The 20,438-nt window shown below is 58.2% G+C and carries 15 protein-coding genes and 3 pseudogenes; 10 read left to right on the forward strand and 8 right to left on the reverse strand.

Translation table 11 applies throughout. The features are described 5' to 3' along the window. Window positions 1–283: 283 nt before the first annotated feature. A complete protein-coding gene (locus M729_RS0129080; protein ID WP_084652756.1) occupies window positions 284–1,669 on the reverse strand; it encodes a pitrilysin family protein in 1,386 nt (461 codons plus the stop codon). 1 nt (window position 1,670) lies between these two features. Next, entirely contained in the window at window positions 1,671–2,975 is a 1,305-nt protein-coding gene (locus M729_RS0129085; RefSeq protein WP_050596375.1) for a pitrilysin family protein, read from the reverse strand. A 766-nt stretch (window positions 2,976–3,741) separates the two neighbouring features. On the opposite strand from M729_RS0129085, the gene M729_RS0129095 reads away from it, so the two are divergent. Then, window positions 3,742–3,954 carry a cold-shock protein gene (locus tag M729_RS0129095; RefSeq protein WP_008874821.1) on the forward strand — a complete coding sequence of 71 codons (213 nt, stop codon included), beginning with the start codon at window positions 3,742–3,744 and terminating at the stop codon, window positions 3,952–3,954. On the opposite strand, the gene M729_RS1000000138010 is transcribed toward M729_RS0129095, so the two are convergent. Next, window positions 3,925–4,260 carry a transposase gene (locus M729_RS1000000138010; protein WP_084652757.1) on the reverse strand — a complete coding sequence of 112 codons (336 nt, stop codon included), beginning with the start codon at window positions 4,258–4,260 and terminating at the stop codon, window positions 3,925–3,927. The two genes, M729_RS0129095 and M729_RS1000000138010, sit on opposite strands and share 30 nt — an antisense overlap. 721 nt (window positions 4,261–4,981) lie before the next feature. On the opposite strand from M729_RS1000000138010, the gene M729_RS0129105 reads away from it, so the two are divergent. From M729_RS0129105 to M729_RS01000000136130, 6 genes are all read left to right on the forward strand, one after another. After that, window positions 4,982–6,562, forward strand: coding sequence for an ABC transporter substrate-binding protein (locus M729_RS0129105; protein ID WP_027163639.1), 1,581 nt, complete (start codon window positions 4,982–4,984; stop codon window positions 6,560–6,562). 20 nt (window positions 6,563–6,582) lie between these two features. Continuing rightward, window positions 6,583–7,521 carry an ABC transporter permease gene (locus M729_RS0129110; protein ID WP_027163640.1) on the forward strand — a complete coding sequence of 313 codons (939 nt, stop codon included), beginning with the start codon at window positions 6,583–6,585 and terminating at the stop codon, window positions 7,519–7,521. Between the two features lies 1 nt (window position 7,522). Beyond that, a complete protein-coding gene (locus tag M729_RS0129115) occupies window positions 7,523–8,416 on the forward strand; it encodes an ABC transporter permease (RefSeq protein WP_027163641.1) in 894 nt (297 codons plus the stop codon). Beyond that, a complete protein-coding gene (locus tag M729_RS0129120; RefSeq protein WP_027163642.1) occupies window positions 8,413–9,432 on the forward strand; it encodes an ABC transporter ATP-binding protein in 1,020 nt (339 codons plus the stop codon). The genes M729_RS0129115 and M729_RS0129120 overlap by 4 nt, the downstream gene beginning before the upstream one ends. Beyond that, window positions 9,429–10,427 (forward strand): ABC transporter ATP-binding protein, encoded by a 999-nt coding sequence (locus M729_RS01000000136125; protein ID WP_032809533.1) that lies wholly within the window; start codon window positions 9,429–9,431, stop codon window positions 10,425–10,427. Before M729_RS0129120 ends, M729_RS01000000136125 begins: the two co-directional genes overlap by 4 nt. Before the next feature lie 169 nt (window positions 10,428–10,596). Next, window positions 10,597–12,348 carry a CocE/NonD family hydrolase gene (locus M729_RS01000000136130; RefSeq protein WP_032809535.1) on the forward strand — a complete coding sequence of 584 codons (1,752 nt, stop codon included), beginning with the start codon at window positions 10,597–10,599 and terminating at the stop codon, window positions 12,346–12,348. A 210-nt stretch (window positions 12,349–12,558) separates the two neighbouring features. On the opposite strand, the gene M729_RS0129135 is transcribed toward M729_RS01000000136130, so the two are convergent. Further along, on the reverse strand, window positions 12,559–13,782 hold the full coding sequence (locus tag M729_RS0129135) for an acetyl-CoA carboxylase biotin carboxylase subunit family protein (RefSeq protein ID WP_027163643.1): 1,224 nt from the start codon (window positions 13,780–13,782) through the stop codon (window positions 12,559–12,561). A 228-nt stretch (window positions 13,783–14,010) separates the two neighbouring features. Here M729_RS0129135 and M729_RS1000000138645 point away from each other — a divergent pair. Further along, a pseudogene (locus M729_RS1000000138645) lies at window positions 14,011–14,230 on the forward strand (ISNCY family transposase); the annotation flags it as partial. Window positions 14,231–14,296: 66 nt separating this feature from the next. Here M729_RS1000000138645 and M729_RS1000000139530 read toward each other — a convergent pair. Then, window positions 14,297–15,231, reverse strand: a pseudogene (locus M729_RS1000000139530) (transposase); the annotation flags it as partial. A 10-nt stretch (window positions 15,232–15,241) separates the two neighbouring features. On the opposite strand from M729_RS1000000139530, the pseudogene M729_RS01000000136145 reads away from it, so the two are divergent. Continuing rightward, window positions 15,242–15,638: pseudogene (locus M729_RS01000000136145) on the forward strand (transposase); the annotation flags it as partial. Between the two features lie 578 nt (window positions 15,639–16,216). Here the strand turns inward: M729_RS01000000136145 and hemN are convergent. Both hemN and M729_RS0129160 read right to left on the reverse strand, forming a co-directional pair. Continuing rightward, the gene (gene hemN / locus M729_RS0129155; protein WP_027163646.1) at window positions 16,217–17,554 is read right to left on the reverse strand and encodes an oxygen-independent coproporphyrinogen III oxidase; all 1,338 of its coding nucleotides are present in this window, start codon (window positions 17,552–17,554) and stop codon (window positions 16,217–16,219) included. Window positions 17,555–17,760: 206 nt separating this feature from the next. Continuing rightward, window positions 17,761–18,228, reverse strand: coding sequence for a MucR family transcriptional regulator (locus M729_RS0129160; protein ID WP_027163647.1), 468 nt, complete (start codon window positions 18,226–18,228; stop codon window positions 17,761–17,763). A gap of 519 nt (window positions 18,229–18,747) precedes the next feature. On the opposite strand from M729_RS0129160, the gene M729_RS0129165 reads away from it, so the two are divergent. Then, on the forward strand, window positions 18,748–19,785 hold the full coding sequence (locus M729_RS0129165) for a cytochrome-c peroxidase (RefSeq protein ID WP_027163648.1): 1,038 nt from the start codon (window positions 18,748–18,750) through the stop codon (window positions 19,783–19,785). Between the two features lie 221 nt (window positions 19,786–20,006). Here the strand turns inward: M729_RS0129165 and M729_RS0129170 are convergent. Continuing rightward, window positions 20,007–20,438 (reverse strand): zinc-binding dehydrogenase (locus M729_RS0129170; protein WP_027163649.1); only part of this gene is annotated, 432 nt, incomplete at its 5' end.

The raw sequence follows: 20,438 nt of genomic DNA on the forward strand, positions 1-20,438 counted from the left end.
TGTGGCACTTCGCCGGCTGCCGTCTTGACCGATCTTGTCATTGCAGCCGGCCCGTGTCTCGGCCCTTTGCCTGGGCGCAAACGCTGACGCTCATTGGGCTACTTCTTTTCCCTGCCAAGAGCTCCTTCGATCTCCCGACCGGCTCCCACGTAAACAGAGATCCCAACTTCGCGTCTTACGGGAAAGTTGGAATCCCTTGCTTGCCAATGGTTAGCCAATCGGCATTTACGCAGTTCCGAAGACGATCAGCGCGGACCCTGGTAGAGCGCGAGACTGCTGGTCGTCACGGGGCTGGGGCAAGCCCCGGGCCAATGCCCAAAATGGCGGGCTCGGCCGAAAGCATTTTCTTCGCCGCCGCCCTGACCTGGTCGATCGTCACTTGTTGGATGAGGGCCTGGCGCCGTTGAATGTAGTCTATGCCGCGCTTGTCAAGTTGCAACGCGAGAAGCGTGGCTGAAATAGATCTGGAGGAACCCAGATGGTCGATAGTAAAGGCGCCGATCAGATGCTTCTTGCTCGCATCGAGCTCGGCCGCTGTTGGGCCCGTGTCCGCCAGCTCCTTGATTATCTGTCTTATCAGGCCGAGCGTCTCGGCCGCCTTGTCGGCGCGCGTCGATGTGGCCACGACAAGCGTGTTGGAATGCTGGTGGCTTCCCAAGCTAGAGGAGACACCATAGGCAAGGCCACGCTGTTCGCGTACTTCCCGGTACAGCCGTGAGGTAGATGACCCACCCAATATATCGTTTATCAGCTGCGCAGCATAGAATTCCGGCTCGGTGCGCCCGATGCCGGGAAAAGCCAGCCGGAGCGAAGTCTGGGGCAGGGCGTATGCGACCCAGGTCAACCGGCCGAGCTTCGGCGTGACATCAGGCACCGGCGCAAGCGTCTGGTTCGGGGGCAAATCGCCGAACAACTCGTCGAGCCTTGCGCTCAGGGACTTGGCATCTATGTCGCCCACGACCGCGACGTGCAGCCCGCCGCGGGCGAAAGCGGCCTTGTGGAAGGCGCTTAGATCGGTGGGCGTAATGCGGGTCAGGCTTTCCTTGGTGCCCTCGGGCGGCCTCGAATACGGGTGCGTGCCATAGATACTGCGCCGCCAGGCATCCTCGCCGATAGCGTGAGGTTCGCGCTCGTTGGCGATGATGCCGGAGAGAAGCTGAGCGCGGATTCGATCAAAGGGTTCCTGATCGAAGCGGGGCCTGTTCAACGCGAGCCTGATGAGATCGAAAGCGGCGTCCTGGCGCAGGGAAAGCATGCGCACCGAGCCATGGATGCCATCACGCCCCGCGTGGAAGCCCATCTCAGCGCCGGCATCATCGAGCCGCACCTGAAAGGAGTCGCCGCCGTAATCGCCTGCGCCCTCGTCGAACAAGCCGGTCATCAAATTGGCTAGCCCCTCCTTACCGGCCGGGTCCTGGCTGGTCCCACCGTCAAACACGAACTGGAGCGTGACGAACGGCAGCGTATGGTCTTCCACCAGCCAGGCGGTAATCCCCTGTTCAGATTTCACGTCCTGGATGTTCAGGGCAGCCCGCGCGGTAAGTGCCGGGAGGACGAGGAACAAAATAGCAAGGCACAGCACAGCCAGCGAAGAGGCGAGGCGCCAGCCCTGTCTGAAAGGAGAGGGCAATGCTTTTGGAATGGCCCTGCGGTAGACGTTCGTCATCATATCAATTTTCCTTGGGCAGGAGATAGCCGGTGGTCGAATGGTCAGACAAGAGGTAGCGGGCGGCCACGGCCTTAACCTGATCGGCGGTGACCTTGCGGATCCGGTCCGGCCATTCCTCGAGGTCTTGCACATTGCCGCCTGTGGCAAGCGTGGCGCCATACATGCCGGCGACGGAGCCCTGCTCGTCACGGGCGAAGATGAACGAGCGGATATAGCGGTTTTTCGTCTGCTCCAGTTCGTCGCTGGTGACGCCGTTGCTGGCGATGCGCGCTATCTCGGCGTCGACGCCAGCCTCGACATCCGCAAGCTCGGCGTCGCCGCGCGGCCAGCCTCGAATGCTGAACTTGCCAGCATCCAGCATGTTGCCCTGGAAATCAGCGTAGGCCGTGGCGGCTATGCCTTGCTCGACAACGAGCTCCTGGTAAAGCCGGCTTCGGTTGCCGCCGCCGAGGATCTCCGCCAGGAGGTCCAGCGCCTCGGCTTCGCCAGGCTCGGCGGTGCGATAGGACGGCACCACCCAATGTCTGGAGAAGAGGGGGACCAAAACTCGGTCGTCGCTCAGCGTCAATACGCGCTTGGTGTTCTGCACCGGCTCAGAGGCGCGCTCACGCGGCGGCAGCTCAGGTCCACGCGGGAGCTTGCCATAAGTCCTCTCGGCAAGCGCCCTCACGCTCTCCGGTTCGACATCGCCCGCCACCACCAGCACGGCATTGTTAGGCCAGTAGTATTTGTAATAAAACGTGACGGCGTCGCTGCGATTCAACTTCTCGATCTCGTGCATCCAGCCGATCACCGGGATGCGGTAAGGTTGGCTCTGCCAAAGCGTCGTGACGACCTCCTCATCGAGAAGCGCCTGCGGATTGTTGTCGACCCTCAGGCGACGCTCCTCGCGGACCACGTCCCGCTCGGTCTCGATGACGTCATCTGTGAGGGTGAGATTGCGCATGCGATCAGCCTCGAAACCCATCATCTGTTCCAATGCCGAGGGCGGCACCGTTTCAAAGAAGGCGGTGTAATCGTAGGAGGTGAAGGCGTTTTGCGAACCGCCGATCTCGGCCACCGCGCGGTGCAACTCGCCCGCGCCGTGATTGGCCGTCTCTTTGAACATCAGATGCTCGAAGAAATGCGCGATGCCGGATTTGCCCGGAGGCTCGTCGGCGCTGCCGACCTTGTACCACAGCATATGTTTGACGATGGGCGCGCGGTGATCGGGTATGACGACAACCTCCATGCCATTGTCGAGCAGGAAATTCGTTGCCTTGATGCCATTGGCGGCCGCCGCAGGCTCGGTCGTCAGAAATGCCATCGCGGTCGCAAAGAGTGCGCCCCGCAGACAGACAAAAGGTCGCTTCGGTTTTGGTGACGGGGCGATGGACAAGGCTTGAACGGGAGTGAGTTGTCCGTCATTTTCAGGGTGCTGCGTCCCTGGCGCCCTCACGGGGAGAAGGCGGATCGGTGGGCAGCGCCGGTCCAGACGAGCCCTGACAATGCTGCTAGGCCCCGCCCGGGTGTGAATTTTGAGTAGGTCGGCGAAAGGTGGGGCGGCATTTTTCTGTTTGGGGATCATGGGACGACTCTCCTGCGCGTTTGCATGAACCGCGCACGAGCCGTGCCAGATGAGGAAAGCCGTTTCGGCGATGCGATCCACCGGAATCTGTGTTGCGTACCTCTGACATTGTCCGACGTCAGACACCGCCGACGGGGAGCGCTTCACGTTAAAGCGGTTGCTAGGTGCAATACCCTTCGTAAAGGGGCGCGAACATGGTGACGTTAGCGCGCGCGTAGTTGCTTGCTCTTGCTAACATCGGCCGATCGGAGGTCCCCTCACACGGCTCCGAACCGGCGATAGACACGGTTCTTGAAGTTACCGGAGCGTTGCAGAACTTATGTTTGCCATTCGGAGCGCCAGCGCGGGAGACGCTTCCGTGACAGGCGGTCATGATGGAGCTCTCGAGCCGATTTACGATTTGACCGGGGATTTTGCTATTTTCGCTTTTGCTGTCCCTAAAATCTCGGATATGAAGCGGACCTGGCTTATAGCCTGTCTACATTAATGATTAAAGGAATACGTTATGGCGACTGGAACGGTGAAGTGGTTCAACAGCACCAAGGGATTCGGTTTTATCCAGCCTGACAACGGAGGTCAGGACGTTTTCGTCCATATTTCCGCTGTTGAACGAGCGGGCCTTTCGACCCTTAATGAGGGCCAGAAGATCAACTACGAGGTCGAACAGGATCGCCGTACCGGCAAGTCCTCAGCAGGCAGTCTCAGCAAAGCTGGCTGATCTTTTTCTGCTTCTGCCGGCAAGAGCCCAGGGCCATCGCATATGAGCGATTGCCTGTATGAGATAGTCCTCATTCCAGGTGCATTTCTTAATGCAATGGGGACTTTGTCGATATCGGCGGCCTGAAGGATATTTCTGGCAATGCGGTTGATGGGGGCGGTGTTGGCGGGGGGCATTGCCCTTGCGGGCACGGCTGAGGTCTTCGTGCAGATGAACGTCAAGCATCCAATGCAGTGCGTTCTCGATCTGCCAATGCGCTCTGGTGAGTTCGATCGCCTGTTGCGGCGACAGCAGCGTTGAGGCCATGAACAGGCGCGTCAGCGGCTCGNCCCGATCGCGCAGACTGGTGATAGGGATCAGGGCCTTGTGCCCAGCATCAGCGCGGATCGGGCGCCACCACGACCTCTGCCTGCCGCCGTTTGCAAGTGAAGAGAGCCGGTCCCAGCCCTCTCAGTTTCTGCAGCAGATGCGGTTATCAGTTCTTCCCTGTTGACCGAAACACAGCAATTCACGAAGCTTGGGCCGACTGCAGCGGCTATCGCCAGCTTCGTCATCGCGTTGTTCTTTCTCTCCCATGCCCTAAAATTGATTCCCCTAGTGAGGCGCTGCGCTCCAGTTCCACCGATTATTTTGTAAGAGCTGTTTTTGACTTGGCGGAGCCCTTCGTTGCCATCGCCGGCTGCTGGAGCCATCGGATCCAACAGCAGGGCAGCGTGACTCAAACGACACGGCCTCCTGAAAACCAGGAGCGCTTCACAAGCGATCGTCCCTTGCCTTTGGACCGCAGTGATCACCGCAATAACATCGAGAAAGCCGATGTCAGCCTCGAATTATATTCGTTAGTTAAATATCGTCCGTTGGTATACTTCCAGTTATGGGAACCTGTTTGGCAGCGATAGTAGCAGACGCGGCCCGCGCTGACGGCCTGTAGAAGTGCGGCTCGCGATCTCGCCTGGCGTGCTGGATTAAGCAGTCCGAAAACGGCCTTTTCCGCGAAGAAAAAGGCTCAAGTAAGGGAGGAGCAGTCTTGAATAACACCGCATGCAATGTGAGCAGAAGGGCTTTTCTTAAGACCGGCGCCGCGCTCGGTGGGGGTCTCATCGCCGGGATGCCATTGTCGCAGGCCATCTGGGCGGCCGAGGGCAAGGTGCTCAAGGCGCGCGGCCTTCAGGACCTCACAACGCTCGATCCGGGCTTTTACACGGGTAGCAACGAAATCGACGTTATGGCCTGCATCTATTCGAAGCTCACGCGCTACAAGCCGGGCTCCGAATGGGGCTGGGAATTGGAGGCGGCAGAAAAAATCGAGCAGGTCGATCCCACCCATATCCGCTTCCATCTCAAGAGGGGGGTCAAATTTACTGGCGGCCATGGCGAGATAACCGCCAAGGACGTCAAGTTCTCTTTCGAGCGCGTGATCAAGCACAATTCCCCGCAAAAGCCCGATTGGGGGCCGCTCGATCATGTTGAGATCGAAGATGACTATACTGGCGTTGTCGTATTCAAGACGCCCTTCGTGCCGGTCTGGAACGTCGCTTTCCCTTATGGGGTTGGCCATATCGTTTCCGAGGATGCGGTGATGAAGGCAACCGGTGATGGCAGTAGTTTCGGCATGAAGCCGCCGGCTTTCTCAGGGCCATATGTGCTCGCCGATTTTAAACAAAACCAGAATGTACTTTTGACGCGCAACCCGGACTGGTCGGGGCCAAAGCCGGGCTTTGACGAAATCCGCATCGTTCCAATCAACGACGACAAGACAGCGGAACGCGCCTATCAGGCAGGCGACACCGATTTCACTCGTATTAGTCTGGATTCGCTCGCGACATTCAAGAGCAATCCGCCCGCCGATACCAAAGTCGAGGAACATCCCTCGCTCTATTACTACTGGATCGGCATGAATATCGATCATCCAAAGCTGAAGGACATCAATGTCCGCAAAGCGATCCAGTGGGCGATCAATGTGCCGCAGATCCTGGATGCCGCGTATGCCGGACAGGCGGAGGTCGCGACAGGCACCATTCCTCCAGGTATTCTGGGCCACCGCGAGAAGGCGCTAGTCCCACCGGAAGGCGATCTGGAAAAGGCCAAGGAGTTCTTGGAAAAGGCTGGCGTGAGCGATCTAACCTTAACCATCGATTGCCTGAACGAGAGCTCTTCTTCGACCATAGCCCAGACTGTGCAGGCGCAATTATCTCAGATCGGTATCACGGTCGAGGTCAATGTCCAGGATTCCGGCTCGTTCTGGACACTCGGCATGGAATCGGAAGGCGATCGCTGGAAGGAGATGCAGCTTAGCGTCATGGGCTTCTCCAGCGTGCCCGATCCGTATTACGCAACATCCTGGTTCGTGCAAGCTCAAGTGGGCGTTTGGAACTGGGAACGCTTCCGTAGCGAGCGTTTTGACGAGCTCAGCGCAAAGGCGGTCACGGTCAGCGATCCGGACGAGCGGGCGAAGCTTTACTATGACATGCAGGCCCTCATGGAGGAATCTGGCGCCTACCGGTTCCTAACATATGGAGGCAATCCAGTGATGTATCGCACCGCGCAGACGCAGGCAGCAACTCGTCCGGACGGGTACCCACTGTTCCTCGAGTTCAAGCCGGTTTAGGTCCGGGCGGCTTAGAAAATATGTGGCTGTACCTCCTCAAACGTATCGTCCTCGCGATCGCAATAATTGCGATCGCGGTGACGCTACTATTCCTTATGATCAGGGCAGTGCCCGGCGATCCTGCCGCGGTTATGCTTGGCCCGCGGGCGACGCTCGAAATGAAAGCGCAGCTTCATCAGCAGATGGGACTCGACAAGCCACTCGTTGTGCAGATTGTCACGTTCTTCGGTGGGCTGCTCCATGGCAATCTCGGCTTTGACGTGTTCAGTCAGAGACCTGTAGCAGAAATTGTTTTCGAGCAACTGCCTTTTACATTAGAACTGATTTTGATCTCGATTTTCTGGGCGGTCGTGATAGCCGTGCCGCTCGGCTGCTACTCGGCGATGCGGCGAAACTCCCTGGTGGACCAGGTGGCCGGCGTCGTGACGGTGGCCACGATCGCAATTCCCTCCTTCGTAATGGCAGTCTATGCGCTGCTGATTTTTGCCGTGACCCTACGCTGGTTGCCAGCGATCGGAGCCGGCAATGGCCTCTGGGATGGACTTGTCCATCTCATCCTCCCAGCTTTCGCCATAGGGATTGGCTGGGTCGGCTACATCTCCCGGCTGGTACGGGCATCCATGCTTGAGGTCCTCGGCGAAAATCACATACGCATGGCCCGCTCCTTCGGGATCTCGGAATGGCGCATCGTTGCGCGCTACGCGCTACCGCTGGCGATCCTGCCGACCGTGACCATACTTGGGGTGGGCATCGCCTGGCTGCTTTCGTCCGCGGTTTTCATCGAAGTGGTTTTTGCCAGACCTGGCATTGGTGCTTTGATCGTGAATGCGGTCAATACGCGCAACTATCCGATTGTGATGGGTGTGGTATTTGTCACAACGTTTCTTATCGTTGCCGCCACGACGCTCTCCGATGTGATCAACGCATTGCTCGATCCGCGAACCAGGGAAAAGCTCTGACATGGTAAGCGTCGAAGCCATCCGTCGCGAAGCCAACGATGCCACGACTGTCGGCGCCTTTCGCACCTTTTGGGGGCAATTTCGCAAGAACCGTCTGGGCATGCTCGGAGCAGTGCTTGTCGCGCTTACAGCAGCAATTGCGATCTTCGCTCCGCTGATTGTCACGCATGATCCGGCCCGAATTATGGTCGGACCGCGTCTGGCCGCACCGTCGCTGGATCTTCTGCTGGGCACGGACCAACTGGGCCGCGATACGTTTTCTCGCACTATCATGGGCAGCCGCATTCCCCTCTTCGTGGCTTTCGCCTCTCTCGGCAGTTCACTGGTAGTCGGGCTAGTCCTTGGCTTGATCGCGGGCTTCGGTCCGCGCTGGCTTGACAATTTGCTTCTGCTTTCCTTCGATACGATCCGCTCCTTCCCAAGTATCATTTTCGCGCTGGCCTTGATCGCACTTCTGGGACCAAGCCTAGCGAGTGTCATTCTCGTCATTGCAATAACGTCCATGCCCATTTACGCGCGTGTCGTGCGTACGCAGACAGAAGCGCTGCGTAGCAGTGAATATATCGCCGCAGAGCGTAGCATGGGGGCTGGCACAACACGTATTCTGGCCGTGCACATCCTCCCTAATGTTCTCGGACCGCTTCTCATTTTGGTAAGCATGGACGTGCCCGCCGTCATTGCCGTAGAGGCGGGTCTCAGCTTCCTCGGAATGGGCGTGCGACCGCCAACGCCCGATTGGGGAGCTATCCTCAACGATGGCTATAGCTACATCGATCAGACGCCCTGGCTTGCGTTTGCAGGCGGCGTTCCGATCGTCCTCGCGACGCTTGGATTCACGTTCTTGGGTGAGGCGCTACGCGACATCTTCGATCCCAAGCTGCGGAAAGACCTATGAGACGCGACGATTCGAGACCGCCGCTCTCATTCAGTCGCCCGCTTCTTGAAGTCCGTGACCTAAGTCTCGATTTCGGTACGCCGCGTGGGCGCATCCACGCGCTGCGTAACGTTTCTATCGACGTTCCGGCCGCACAAGTGGTTGGCATTGTCGGCGAGAGTGGATCTGGAAAATCAACGCTCGCATATACAGTAATGGGCCTCCTTTCTGAAAATGCAGATGTGACCGCCGGCAGTATCCTGTTTGAGGGTAAAGACCTGCTCAAAATGCCCGCTCAGGCGCGCCGGAACTTGCTCGGCGATCGTCTCTCGATGATCTTTCAGGACCCGATGACCTCACTCAATCCGGTGCGGACCATCGAAAGCCAGATGATCGATATTCAGCACCACGAACAAGGAAGCCGCAACGAAAAGCGCGCTCGTGCCCTCGAGATGCTTCACCGGGTCGGAATTCCCGATCCCCAAAGCCGTATCGGCGCCTACCCGCATCACTTCTCTGGCGGCATGCGTCAGCGCGTCTGCATTGCCATGGCGCTGCTGGTGAAGCCGGCGCTCCTCGTCGCCGACGAGCCAACCACCGCGCTTGATGCCACCTTGGAAGTGCAGATCATTCATTTGCTCAAGGATCTGCAAAAGGAGATCGGCTGCTCGATTCTGTTCGTCTCCCATCACCTCGGAGCTGTAGCTGAGTTGTGTGACCGGGTAGCCGTCATGTATGCTGGCGAAGTGGTGGAGCAGGGCGCCGTTCGGGACATTTTCCACAATCCTGCTCACCCCTACACGCGCGCGCTACTTGAGTGCGATCCCGGGCGGATCAAGAAAAGCACGCGCACTTTGCGCACCATTCCGGGTGAGGTGCCGAGTCTCCTCGGCAGCAAGACGGGATGCATCTTTTGCACACGTTGCCGACATGCGTCCGACCGCTGTGCCCAAGAGAACCCGGTAGAGTATAGCATCGGCGTGAACCAAGTCGCCCGATGCCATCTCCTCGACAAAGAGAGGCTGGTTTCGGCATGAGCGCGCTGCTCCGCGTTCAGGACCTGCGGGTCCGCTTCCGCACCATGGGTCCGCTGAAGGCGCTTGCTGCCGGGACGAAAGCCCCTTTCATCGACGCAGTATGCGGTGTGTCCTTCGAAATCCGCAAGGGCGAGACACTTGCCCTTGTCGGTGAAAGCGGCTCAGGCAAATCCACCATCGCACGCACGATAATCGGCTTGCAGCGGGCTGTGAGCGGCAGCATCAATTTCGACGGACAGGCAATTGAAGAGATCAGCGGGACCGAACGCAAGCCCTACTTGCGGCGCATGGCGATGATGTTCCAGGATCCCGTCGGCTCACTCTCGCCGAGGCTGACGGTGCGATCGCTTCTCACAGAGCCCTTTCGCATCCATGGTGTGAAGGAGCGCGATGCCGGCGGTGAGGCGGAGCGCCTGCTTCGGATGGTTGGCTTGCCGGCAGATTTTGCTCGTCGCTATCCCCATCAGCTGTCCGGTGGTCAGGCCAGGCGCATCGGCATCGCGCGTGCTCTTGCGCTGAATCCAGTCTTGATTATTGCCGATGAGCCGACCGCAGGCCTCGATGTTTCGGTCCAGGGCGAAGTCCTCAATCTTCTCGCGCGGCTTCAGGATGAACTGGGCATGGCCATTCTGATCATCACGCACAATCTCAACGTGGTGCGCCATATGACCGATCGCATGGCTATCATGTATCTCGGTCGCTTCATCGAGGTCGGCTCGACCGAGCGCATCTTCGACCAACCGCGCCACCCCTATACCGAGGCGTTGCTTGCAGCCAATCCCGAGCCCGACCCGGATGCAGTGCTCAACAGGATCGAGCTAAAAGGAGAGGTGCCGAGCCTGATGAGGCGGCCAGCCGGCTGCGAGTTCCACACCCGCTGCCGTTACGCACAGGATATCTGCAGCCGCGTCTTCCCCGAGCCTTCAGCAAGCCCGGATGATAGGGACCACAACTTCAGATGCCATTTTCCCATCGGGGGCGAAACAGCGCCGTAAGCGCGGCCACCGCTGTCTTCGCCGAACGAGCTCCATGACAACGGGGCGGCAGCCGGTATTTAGGAAGAGCAACATTTCCGAGTTTGCGATGTCCTGACTTTGCGAAAACCTTCTCACGATGAACCCTCCCCTGAAGCGACAAAAACTTGCGTAGAGAAAGGAGAACGACATGAACTATGTGGAAACTAAAGTTATTTGCGACGTAGCTTATGTGCCCATGAGAGATAGCACACGTATCGCTTATGCTTCTTACCGTCCTGGGGTCGGCCGGCATCCGACCATCTTCATTTACAATTGCTACAACGCCGACGCTCTACCATTCGAAGAAGCGAAGCCGCTTCTAGATTCTGGTTATGCTGTCCTCGGCGCAAACTGGCCCGCTACAGGGTGTTCGGAAGGTATCGTCGACCACTGGTTCCCAAATCGCGTGGTCGGGGCTTATGGTGCGGAGGTCATAGAATGGATCGCTGAGCAGTCTTGGAGCGACGGCAACGTGGGGATGGTGGGAAATTCCTATTCGGGATCGAGTCAACTCTGGGTCGCTGCGGAGAGGCCTCCTCACTTGAAAGCCATTGTGCCCACTGCGATCGCCGATGGTTTCGAAACTATGGGTTACATGGGTGGTATGCTGCAGCCCTATTTGGCGACTTGGGAAGCCTATACCCAGAACATGCACTCGCTCGGGATGGAATGGCGGATCAGCCGCGGCGATATCGAATGCGCTAAGGTCCGCGGAAGTGCCCGGCAGTTAGTCAAGAACAAATATTTCGACGTCATGCGAGAGCACAAGTTCAAAGATGCATGGTGGGACAGCGTCGATGTAACACGTGCTGAACTCGTGGGCCGAATCAACGTACCAACGATGATCATAGGCGCGTGGCAGGACGAAGATGGCGGCGCTGCGAGAGAAGGCGCACGCATCTTCAGCCAATTGGTGCCTAACTTGTTACACAAACGACTGCTTTTGACCAATGGTAGCCACAGGACCACATCGTTTTGGAGAGGCTATCCCTTCATCGCGGATGAACAGATTAAGTTTCTAGACCACTGGGTCAAAGGGGTCAGAAATGGTATCGAGAGCGAACCAGCCGTAAAGGTGTTCTGGGAAGTCAGCGCGGCCGAGGGCGATCCGAAGAAAGCGACTGCAGGTTGGACAACGTCCCACGCTACTTGGCCAGAACCTTCGGTGCAACGACGGCCCTATTTCCTTACGGCAGACGGGGGCCTTTCAATCGAACAAGCCTCGTCGAGCCCCAAGGAAGGCGTTCGTTCATATCTCTATCCAACTGGAGTCGAGCTCACCGGCAGCGATCAACAATTTGCGCTCGTCCCTTATGCCTACGGGGTACTAAACTATCGAACTGAGCCGCTAGTCGAGGACATGACTCTGCTCGGGAATCCCGAAATAATCCTGTTTCTTAGCATCGATAGTGGAGACGACGCCGATGTAGCTATCACACTGAAGGATGTCAGTCCTGATGGTACTGTTCTTTTTCTGCAGTCTGGCCTGCATCGTGTATCCTTTCAAGAAATTAATGAGGAGAACAAAGAGTCAGAAGAAGTTTTGCATACCTTTTCTAGGAGTGAAAAGCTTAAGTCGAAAGATATATATCAAGTGAGGATGTCTTTGCTCAATCCATTTGGTCATGTTGTACGAGAGGGACATAGTCTGGAGCTAACAATTGGGGCGCCCAATCCTATTCCGCACCACTTGACGGCGAGCATTCCAGCTGGCTCGCCATCCATCAATCGGATTCAGCATTCTGAAATGCACTCTTCCAGAATAATACTGCCGATTCTCCCAGGTGCGATTGCGCAAGCCCCAGCGCCCGCAAACGGTACACTTCTTAATCAACCAAGTCGCAAGGAACACGAATTTGTAGCTGGAGGCTTCCAATTCATTAATCCAAATGAATTTTGAGCCTCCGATTGGGATTCCGTCTGACCAGTGCGCATGCGAGTCTCCCGCATGCGCATAAGGATGCTACTATCTTTTCGCCCGGCGACCGCGCGCCATCTCGTAAATTAAACACGCGCCTACGCTGGCGCTTTCAGACAGTTGTACCAATCTTCGGCCGTCAGCTCTTACCTACGGATTTGCTCTGGAGTACCAGTAGCAGCAGATTTGTTCCTATTCACTAAGGTTCGGAAATGGTGTGATCGACCAATCGATCAAGTCTGCCGCTCGCTGCAGTGTTGCCTCGGTTTGAGCACGGCTGGGTGAAGCGGCTATGACATGTCCGATCGTGTCTCGGAAGTCGCCTTTCCTGACGATCGGCGTCTTGGATTGGACGTAGAATTTGACCTCGGCGACACCTGACACAGCTGCTGCTTGACTGTCGCCACCGATCCAGGCGAGGACGCCATCGCGATCAGCAACGAGAAACCGTGCGGCCGCAGTGTGCGAATGCCTTCTGTGCAAATCCCATTCGTCGCCAATCACAAGCTTGATATGTTCCGTGACTAGATCAACACCGTATGCCAGCTGAACCAGTTGGGGATCGGGCGTGCCACCCATACGCGGATTGACTTCAATGACGACTGGGCCGCCCGTTGTCCACCGGAATTCAATGTTCGTTGGTCCCCATCCAAGGTCGAGAGCTCGCAAGCAGCTCAACGAAACATCGATGAGACGGTCATACTCCTCATCAGTCAGCAGAGCGGGATAGGTGAACTGTCTATAGACAAAATGCGGCGGAGGGCCGAACTCGCCGGCGCCAATTCCAATGACCTCATGTCCCATTATATCCACAGTATAGTAAGGACCTTGTGCGAACCCTTCGACCAGTATGCTCGGCGTGGACCGCCATGTATGCTTCCCGCTCCACAGATAGGCCGTATGCGCGGCTACCTCGTCGAAGTCGCGGCATAATCGGACTCCAATACTGCCGCCGCTTACAGTTGGTTTTAGGACTACCGGCAGTCCGATCTCTGCAGCATACCTTTTAACGCGGTTCGCACTTGTTGCCAAGAGATAGGCAGGCATTGGAACGCCCGCCTCTGTAAGGAGTTGGCGTTGAGCGAACTTGTCTTCGCATCTCGCAACAGCCGCGGGGTTCGGTCCTGGTAGATCGAAGTGCCGGCAGAGTTCACCAACCTTCACATAGACCACAGCTTCGCCCACAATGCCAGCAATGTCATAGGTCGCACGTATCCGGGAACATTCGCGGATTAGCGAATCGAGATCACTTGTATCAACGCGAATTGCCTCAGCATCCTTCACAAGGTAGCCGTCGCAAGTTGCACCAGCCGAAAGGATAATTGGATGAAGCCCAAGCCGCTGCGCCGCTTGGACGTATAGCTGAGAACAGCCCCATGCACCACCTTCAACCATGATGAGTGCTCTTCTTCTCATTGCTGTCGACTTCCTGTGGCGGGCCATGCGGCGGTCAGAGTGTATATCAGGTTTGTAGTCGTGCCTTCTCTTAGACTCAGACTTGCGGTGAAGGTAACATTGTCGACGCTGTGCGGCCGCAAAGATTGTGTAAATTCAGTTGAAGGATCTGTTGCAAACGGTTACCGGCGTGTGTGACCCGCAGCCAAGATTAGCGGAGCCTCTACCTGTTCGATCTGAGACTTGGGAGACAGGGCGCTGCCGTCGGGCGGCGGGCTGCAGGCAAAGCTGGAAGAGAGCGCGGTCTGCGGCTGGACAGCATCGTGACCGCGGCGCTCATGCACGAGCCGAGCGACCGCAGGTTGCTTTGGGATGCGGTGCGGGTGATGGCGCGCCTGCTGAAGTGGGCAGATACCTGGTCTTCGGTGCCGGCTCATGGCGCGGCCATTGCCGTGCAGCCAAGAAGCGCGTCTGATCGCAATCACCGGCGCGACCGGGACTGTCAGGAATTCTGTGCGCGAGGCCGGTTTCGTCATTGGCTGACGAACCTTTCGCCGAACACGACGGCGAACTGGGTCCTGGCCTCGAACCATTCGCGCGGCGGTCGTTTCCATTCTTCGGCCGCGTGGTTCAGAACCAGATATAGCAGCTTCATTGCCGCGTCGTCATTGGGGAAATGGCCGCGCGTGCGGACGGCGCGGCGCAGCTTCCAGTTCAGCGCCTCGATGGCGTTGGTGGTGTAGATGATCCGGCGCACGCTCTCAGGGAAGGCGAAGAACGGCACAACGTGCTGCCAGTTGCGCCGCCAGCTCTGCGTGATCGCCGGATATCTCTGGCCCCAATAGCCGGCGTCGAACGCATCGAGCGCGGCCAGGCCGGCTTCTGCGTCCTTGGCCCGGTAGATCGCGCGCAGCCCCTTCAAGCCATCGACAACGGCAATGAGAATGTCGGCGACGCCCCGGTTCTTCAACTCGTTCATCACCCTCAGCCAGAACTTGGCGCCCTCGGTCTGCTCGATCCAGATGCCGAGAATCTCCTTGGTGCCATTCGGCAGAATGCCGAGCGCCGGCACGACGGGCTTGCGGTCCTTCCACGACACGAACTCCAGCGAATGGCGGATCAGATGCACGGATACAGGTCTGGAAGTCTGAGGGAAGACGGCGTTAATCGCCTCGGGGAAGCCTTGCGAACGAAGCCTTCGTCCCTGATCTTGACCCGGATGGCATCGAAAAAGACCAGTGGATAGCAGATGTCGAGCGGCCGGTTCTGCCATTCGGCCACTTCGTCCAGGACGGCGTCGGTGATGGCCGAGATCAGGTCCGGCGACACCGCGATGCCATAGAGCTCTTCGAGATGACCGCGGATCTCGCGAACCGTCATGCCGCGCGCATACATCGAAACGATCTTGGCGTCGAAGTCCGGAAATCGGCGCTGATATTTGGCAATCAACTTCGGGTCGAATGTTCCGGCCGCCCATCCCTATCGGCCGTGGGTCGAACGCGTCATCAGACAGAGCGAGCGGCGCGTGCTGGACGGGGAGCCGGTACCGGGCAACGAGAAGCTAGCCAGCCTGTTCGAAAAGCATGCCGACATCATCGTCAAAGCCGGCCACCGAATACGGTCGCAAACTCAACCTGACGACGGGCAGGAGCGGCATGATCCTTGATCTTGTGATCGAAGCAGGCAATCCGGCCGACAGCGACCGCTTACTGCCGATGCTGGAGCGCCACATCGACATCTATGGTCAAGCGCGCGGCAAGCAGCGCCGATGGCGGCTTCGCCACGCGCAACAAGCTGGCCACGGCGAAGGGGGCGTCTGCGACATGGCCTTCCACGAGAAAGCCGGTCTCAGGATTGAGTACATGGTCAAAAGCAAGTGAGTGTATTGCAAGCTGCGCAACTTCCGCGCCGGCATCGAGTCCGGCATCTCGTGGCTCACCTAGCTTTTAGATGAGTGCACTTACCCTTCCCACTCTCTCACGACTTCTAATGAACGGAAGCGACCAATCGGGCCACCAACCTCCGAACGCGCAAGAGCTGTCGGCCATGCGCTCTCGCGAGAGATGCGTTTGGCAAAGGACGGCTGCGTCGAGTCATTCGGCGGCCCGATCAGCGCTAGCAACTGATGCTGACAAGCCGTCCTGGACGTTGTCGACCTAGTGAAGCTGACCGCAGTTGCCTCGCTGCCCTCAAGCTCGTCGTAATCCGCATCTGGTGACGATCTTTCGTCCGACCAATTTCTTGCCTGCAAAAAGGGGGTATTCATATGCACAGATGTCGACCGGCGCGCATCTCGCAAAACCAGTCACCGTTGTACGACTGTGATGCTGCGGGACCTTGCCGAGGGAAGGTCAAACACCGCGCAGGGTGCCGTGACGGGGGCCTGCGGCGGTTTACTAGCAGGCCGTTTGGCACGGCCTTCTCGCATTGGCCCCCTCACGCTGCTTGGCTGTGCTTATGGGACAACCCGGTCGAGAAAAGCATCGAATGCGGCAGCAACAGCGCGAACCACAAAGCGATGCTCATGCCGCACCCGGATGCAATCGGTTTCGATGCCCACGATCCCATCCTCGGCCAGCTTCACCAGGCGACTAGCAGCCGAATCGAGAAGGCGAGTTGGATCGAATCCATACGCCGCACAGATTGCCGGCACATCGGCCTGCAAATCGCACATCAGCCGCTCGATGATGGCGGCTCGCACGCGGTCTTCGTCTGTCAGCCGGTAGCCTTTTGACGTTGCCAGACGGCCAGCTGCTATGTGCCGGCTGTAGGACTCACGTGTCACCTCGTTCCGGACGTAACCCTCGCCGACCCGCCCGATAGAGGACGCGCCGAAACCGATCAGGGTTTTGCAGGTGTCAGCCGAGTAACCCAGCGAGTTACGCCGTAGGCGACCGCTGGTCTGCGCCAGCGAAAGTTCGTCATCCGGCAAGGCGAAATGGTCGAGGCCGATCTCACGGTAGCCGGCCGCAACCAGCGTCTCTGCCACGGCGGCAGCCTGTTCGGCGCGGGCGACGCTGTCAGGCAGCGCAGTCCTCTCGATCAGACGCTGATTCTTCATCACCGATGGAATGTGCGAGTAGGCGAACACCGCAAGCCGGTTGGGACGCATGGCGACAGTCGCCACCGCAGCCTCGACGCAGGACTCTACCGTCTGGTGCGGGAGACCGAAAATGAGATCGAAGTTGATGCCGCTTACGCCATGCCGGCGCAGCTTTTCGACGGCAGCGGCCGTCTGCGCTTCGCTCTGGACCCGGTTGATCGCTTTTTGAACGATCGGATCGAAGCTCTGCACCCCCAGACTCGCGCGGCTCACGTTCGCTGCTCCCAAAGCTTCGGCGATCTCGGCCGTGAAGGTGCGCGGATCAATTTCGACGGCGATCCTAGCGGGTTCCCTAAATGCGAAGCGGCGGCGCAGGAGTTCTATGGTGGCCAGGAACTCGGCTGCCCCGATCAGGGTCGGGGTTCCACCACCGAAATGTACGTCGTTCACGACCAGCTCCTGCTGCACTTTCTCCGAGACCAAACGGATCTCGTTACGCACAGCGTCCAGATAGTTGAGGATCGGCCCCTGATTGCGGGCGATCGTGGTCGGGAAACCGCAAAACCAGCAAATCGATTGGCAGAATGGAACGTGGAGATAGAGCGACACCGAATCGTCAGCCGGCAGACCTCTTAGCCATTCCTCATAGCTATCGGCCCCGACGCTGGTGGTGAACTCCGCTACAGTCGGATAGATGGTGTACCAAGGCAGGAGAGCCTCGCGATATTCTTTCAGGATAGAGGTCTGCAACGGTTTCCGTCCCAAGCTGAAAAGTTGGTCCTTTTACCCCTGCGGTCTCCTGTGTCTCTGCGCTATGTCAGTTCCATTCCGCTTCGCGGCGTGTAATCACACCGTGCCAAGGGAAAAGGCGGGATTTTGATCCCGCCTTTTCGAGTGTTTCGCTCACATCTTGCTGATCGAGCCGCCAGCCCCACAACGGGTCCGGATGGAGGAAGTCACGCTGGTACCTTCTTTCTAGACCGCTTCTCGGGCGTCGAGACCTCAGGCTCTTTCGGTTTGCGGCCGAGTCCCATTGTCTTGGCCAACGCAGAGCGCGCAGCCGAGTAGTTCGACGCGACCATGGGATAGTCTGATGGCAGACCCCATTTGGCGCGATATTCGTTGGGGGTCAGCCCGTAATGGGTCGCCAGATGACGCTTTAACGATTTGAATTTCTTGCCGTCCTCAAGGGAGACAATGTAGTCCGGTGTCACCGATTTCCTGATCGGGACGGCCGGCGTCAACACCGTCGGCTCTTGTGCCGAGACGCGACCGGATGCCGTGCGTTTCAAAGCTTCGTGCACTTGGCCGATCAGGGTAGACAGTTCGCCCACCGGCACGGGATTGTTGGAAACATAGGCTGAGACAACATCCGCGGTAAGGTCGATGAGGTTGTTGGCGTTTTCAAAGTCTTCTTCTGGCATGAAACTCTCCGGTGGATTGGTCTGCGGAGCGGTCGCTTCTAGTGGTGATTTCCGATGAAAGCAACAAATCTCGCCACAGGATTGTTCGTTGTTCGTCCAACATTGAGGTCTATGGCGCCACTTCACGCTGTCGTGACCTGATCTGCGCGGTAATCGCCTTCCATAACTGCGCCGGTATCCGCCGTTCAGCCCCGATCCCGTCCGTTTGAATCGCAGGCGAAGACGTACAAAGCTTGTAGACCATGAGCCGTGCACTCGATGGGGCAGCTTGCGCGTATGGGTTGGCGTTGCGGCAGCATGTGGCGACAGGCCACAGAACCGACCAAAATCTCAGGCGAACACAGCGATTGCGCGCACCCACCATTAAAATCCGCCGTGGCGATGAACCGCAGTCACTGTTCCCGCCGCTCGATTGGCTTGAACGGCAGACACGATTCTCTCGATCCGCTGATCTAGCGCAGGGCGTTCGCAAGCCGCATGTGGAGAATGGGTTCCGTGCACATCGTAAGGACTCCATCTATGAAAATCCTATTCCCTGCGATAGATGTTGCGCTGGTCGCAGCCACGGCTTTTGCTGCGCAGTCCATTCCACCAGACCTCAGAGAAACGGCACTGGCCATCTTCAGGCCCTTGCCATCGATACCGGAAGTCACCAACAACCCGAGCACGCCGGAGAAGATTGCCCTCGGCAAGGCCCTGTTCTTCGATCCACGCCTCTCGTCCTCAGGCGTTTTCTCGTGCAACTCGTGCCACAACCTGGCCACCGGGGGCGACGACAATCGTGAAACTTCGATTGGCCATGGTTGGCAGAAGGGGCAGCGCAACGCGCCGACGGTGTTTAACTCTGTCTTCAACAAATCGCAGTTCTGGGACGGTCGCGCCGAAGACCTGAAAGCTCAGGCCAAAGGGCCGATACAGGCCGGTGCCGAGATGGCCAACACATCGCACCAAGTGGTCGAGACGTTCAAATCGATGCCGCAATATGTGGAGTGGTTCCGTTCAGCTTTCCCGCGGGAGGCCGAACCCATCACCTTCGATAACCTAGCCACCGCACTCGCGGATTATGAGGCGACGCTGGTCACGCCGGCCCCCTTCGACGCCTACCTCAATGGCGATGACACCGCCATCGGCCCCGAAGCGAAACAGGGCCTGGCCCTTTTCATCGAAAAGGGCTGCTCGTCCTGCCATTCCGGTGTCAATCTTGGTGGGAATGGTTATTATCCATTCGGCCTCGTTGAGAAGCCTAGCGCCGACATTCTGCCGGAGAACGACAAGGGACGATTTGCCGTCACCAGCGTACCAGAGGATTCCTATGTTTTCCGCGTGCCGTCGCTGCGCAATGTAGCAATCACCGCGCCATACTTTCATTCGGGCAAGGTCTGGGACCTGAGAGAGGCGGTCGCGATCATGGGCACCACCCAGCTTGGCCAAGAGCTGACCCAAATCGAAATCGATCGGATCGTTGCCTACCTTCATTCGCTGACCGGAAAGCGACCGGAGATCACATATCCCATCTTGCCGCCTGAAACGCCCAGGACACCTCGGCCTCGATCCTAGGCATTGGGAAGCAGACGATGGGGCCTGTGAGCATTCCTTAACCGATCTGGGCGAATTGCTACGAGCATCGTCCGATTGGTCCGCCTACGTCGCCGACATTGAGCGGCGCACGTTGGGGAGCAGCCACTGTTTGCACCAGCCATGCTCCCGCGCGGGGAGATCGACGGCAGGCCAGGGTGGTGTCCCGTCACCACCTTCGCAAAATCACGCCGGCCGTCGCCCTACCAGTCCATCACCACCTTGCCCGAACTGCCGCTGAGCATCGCATCGAAGCCGGCTTGGAAATCGTCGATGCCGATGCGGTGCGTGATAAGCCCGGAAACATCCAGCGGCCCCTGCACCAGCGCGATCATCTTGTACCAGGTCTCGAACATCTCACGGCCATAGATGCCCTTGAGATGCAGCATCTTGAAGATGACCTTGTTCCAGTCGATCTCGAATCCGGTCGGGGCGATGCCCAGAATGGCGATCTTGCCGCCGTTGTTCATGGTGTCGATCATGTCGCGGAAGGCGGGGGCTGCGCCCGACATTTCGAGGCCGACATCAAAACCCTCGGTCATGCCGAGTGCCGGCATGACATCGCGCAGCTTTTCCTTGGACGCGTCGACGACATGCTGGACGCCGAGCTTTTTCGCCAGCGCCAGCCGCACCGG

The sequence above is a fragment of the Mesorhizobium sp. WSM1293 genome (assembly GCF_000513875.1).
Lineage (GTDB): Bacteria > Pseudomonadota > Alphaproteobacteria > Rhizobiales > Rhizobiaceae > Mesorhizobium > Mesorhizobium ciceri.

Coding starts and splice junctions, on each gene's coding strand:
- M729_RS0129080 (WP_084652756.1), bottom strand. CDS start 1,669: ATGATGACGAACGTCTACCGCAGGGCCATTCCAAAAGCATTGCCCTCT.
- M729_RS0129085 (WP_050596375.1), bottom strand. CDS start 2,975: ATGGCATTTCTGACGACCGAGCCTGCGGCGGCCGCCAATGGCATCAAG.
- M729_RS0129095 (WP_008874821.1), top strand. CDS start 3,742: ATGGCGACTGGAACGGTGAAGTGGTTCAACAGCACCAAGGGATTCGGT.
- M729_RS1000000138010 (WP_084652757.1), bottom strand. CDS start 4,260: ATGGCCTCAACGCTGCTGTCGCCGCAACAGGCGATCGAACTCACCAGA.
- M729_RS0129110 (WP_027163640.1), top strand. CDS start 6,583: ATGTGGCTGTACCTCCTCAAACGTATCGTCCTCGCGATCGCAATAATT.
- M729_RS0129115 (WP_027163641.1), top strand. CDS start 7,523: ATGGTAAGCGTCGAAGCCATCCGTCGCGAAGCCAACGATGCCACGACT.
- M729_RS0129120 (WP_027163642.1), top strand. CDS start 8,413: ATGAGACGCGACGATTCGAGACCGCCGCTCTCATTCAGTCGCCCGCTT.
- M729_RS01000000136125 (WP_032809533.1), top strand. CDS start 9,429: ATGAGCGCGCTGCTCCGCGTTCAGGACCTGCGGGTCCGCTTCCGCACC.
- M729_RS01000000136130 (WP_032809535.1), top strand. CDS start 10,597: ATGAACTATGTGGAAACTAAAGTTATTTGCGACGTAGCTTATGTGCCC.
- M729_RS0129135 (WP_027163643.1), bottom strand. CDS start 13,782: ATGAGAAGAAGAGCACTCATCATGGTTGAAGGTGGTGCATGGGGCTGT.
- M729_RS0129160 (WP_027163647.1), bottom strand. CDS start 18,228: ATGCCAGAAGAAGACTTTGAAAACGCCAACAACCTCATCGACCTTACC.
- M729_RS0129165 (WP_027163648.1), top strand. CDS start 18,748: ATGAAAATCCTATTCCCTGCGATAGATGTTGCGCTGGTCGCAGCCACG.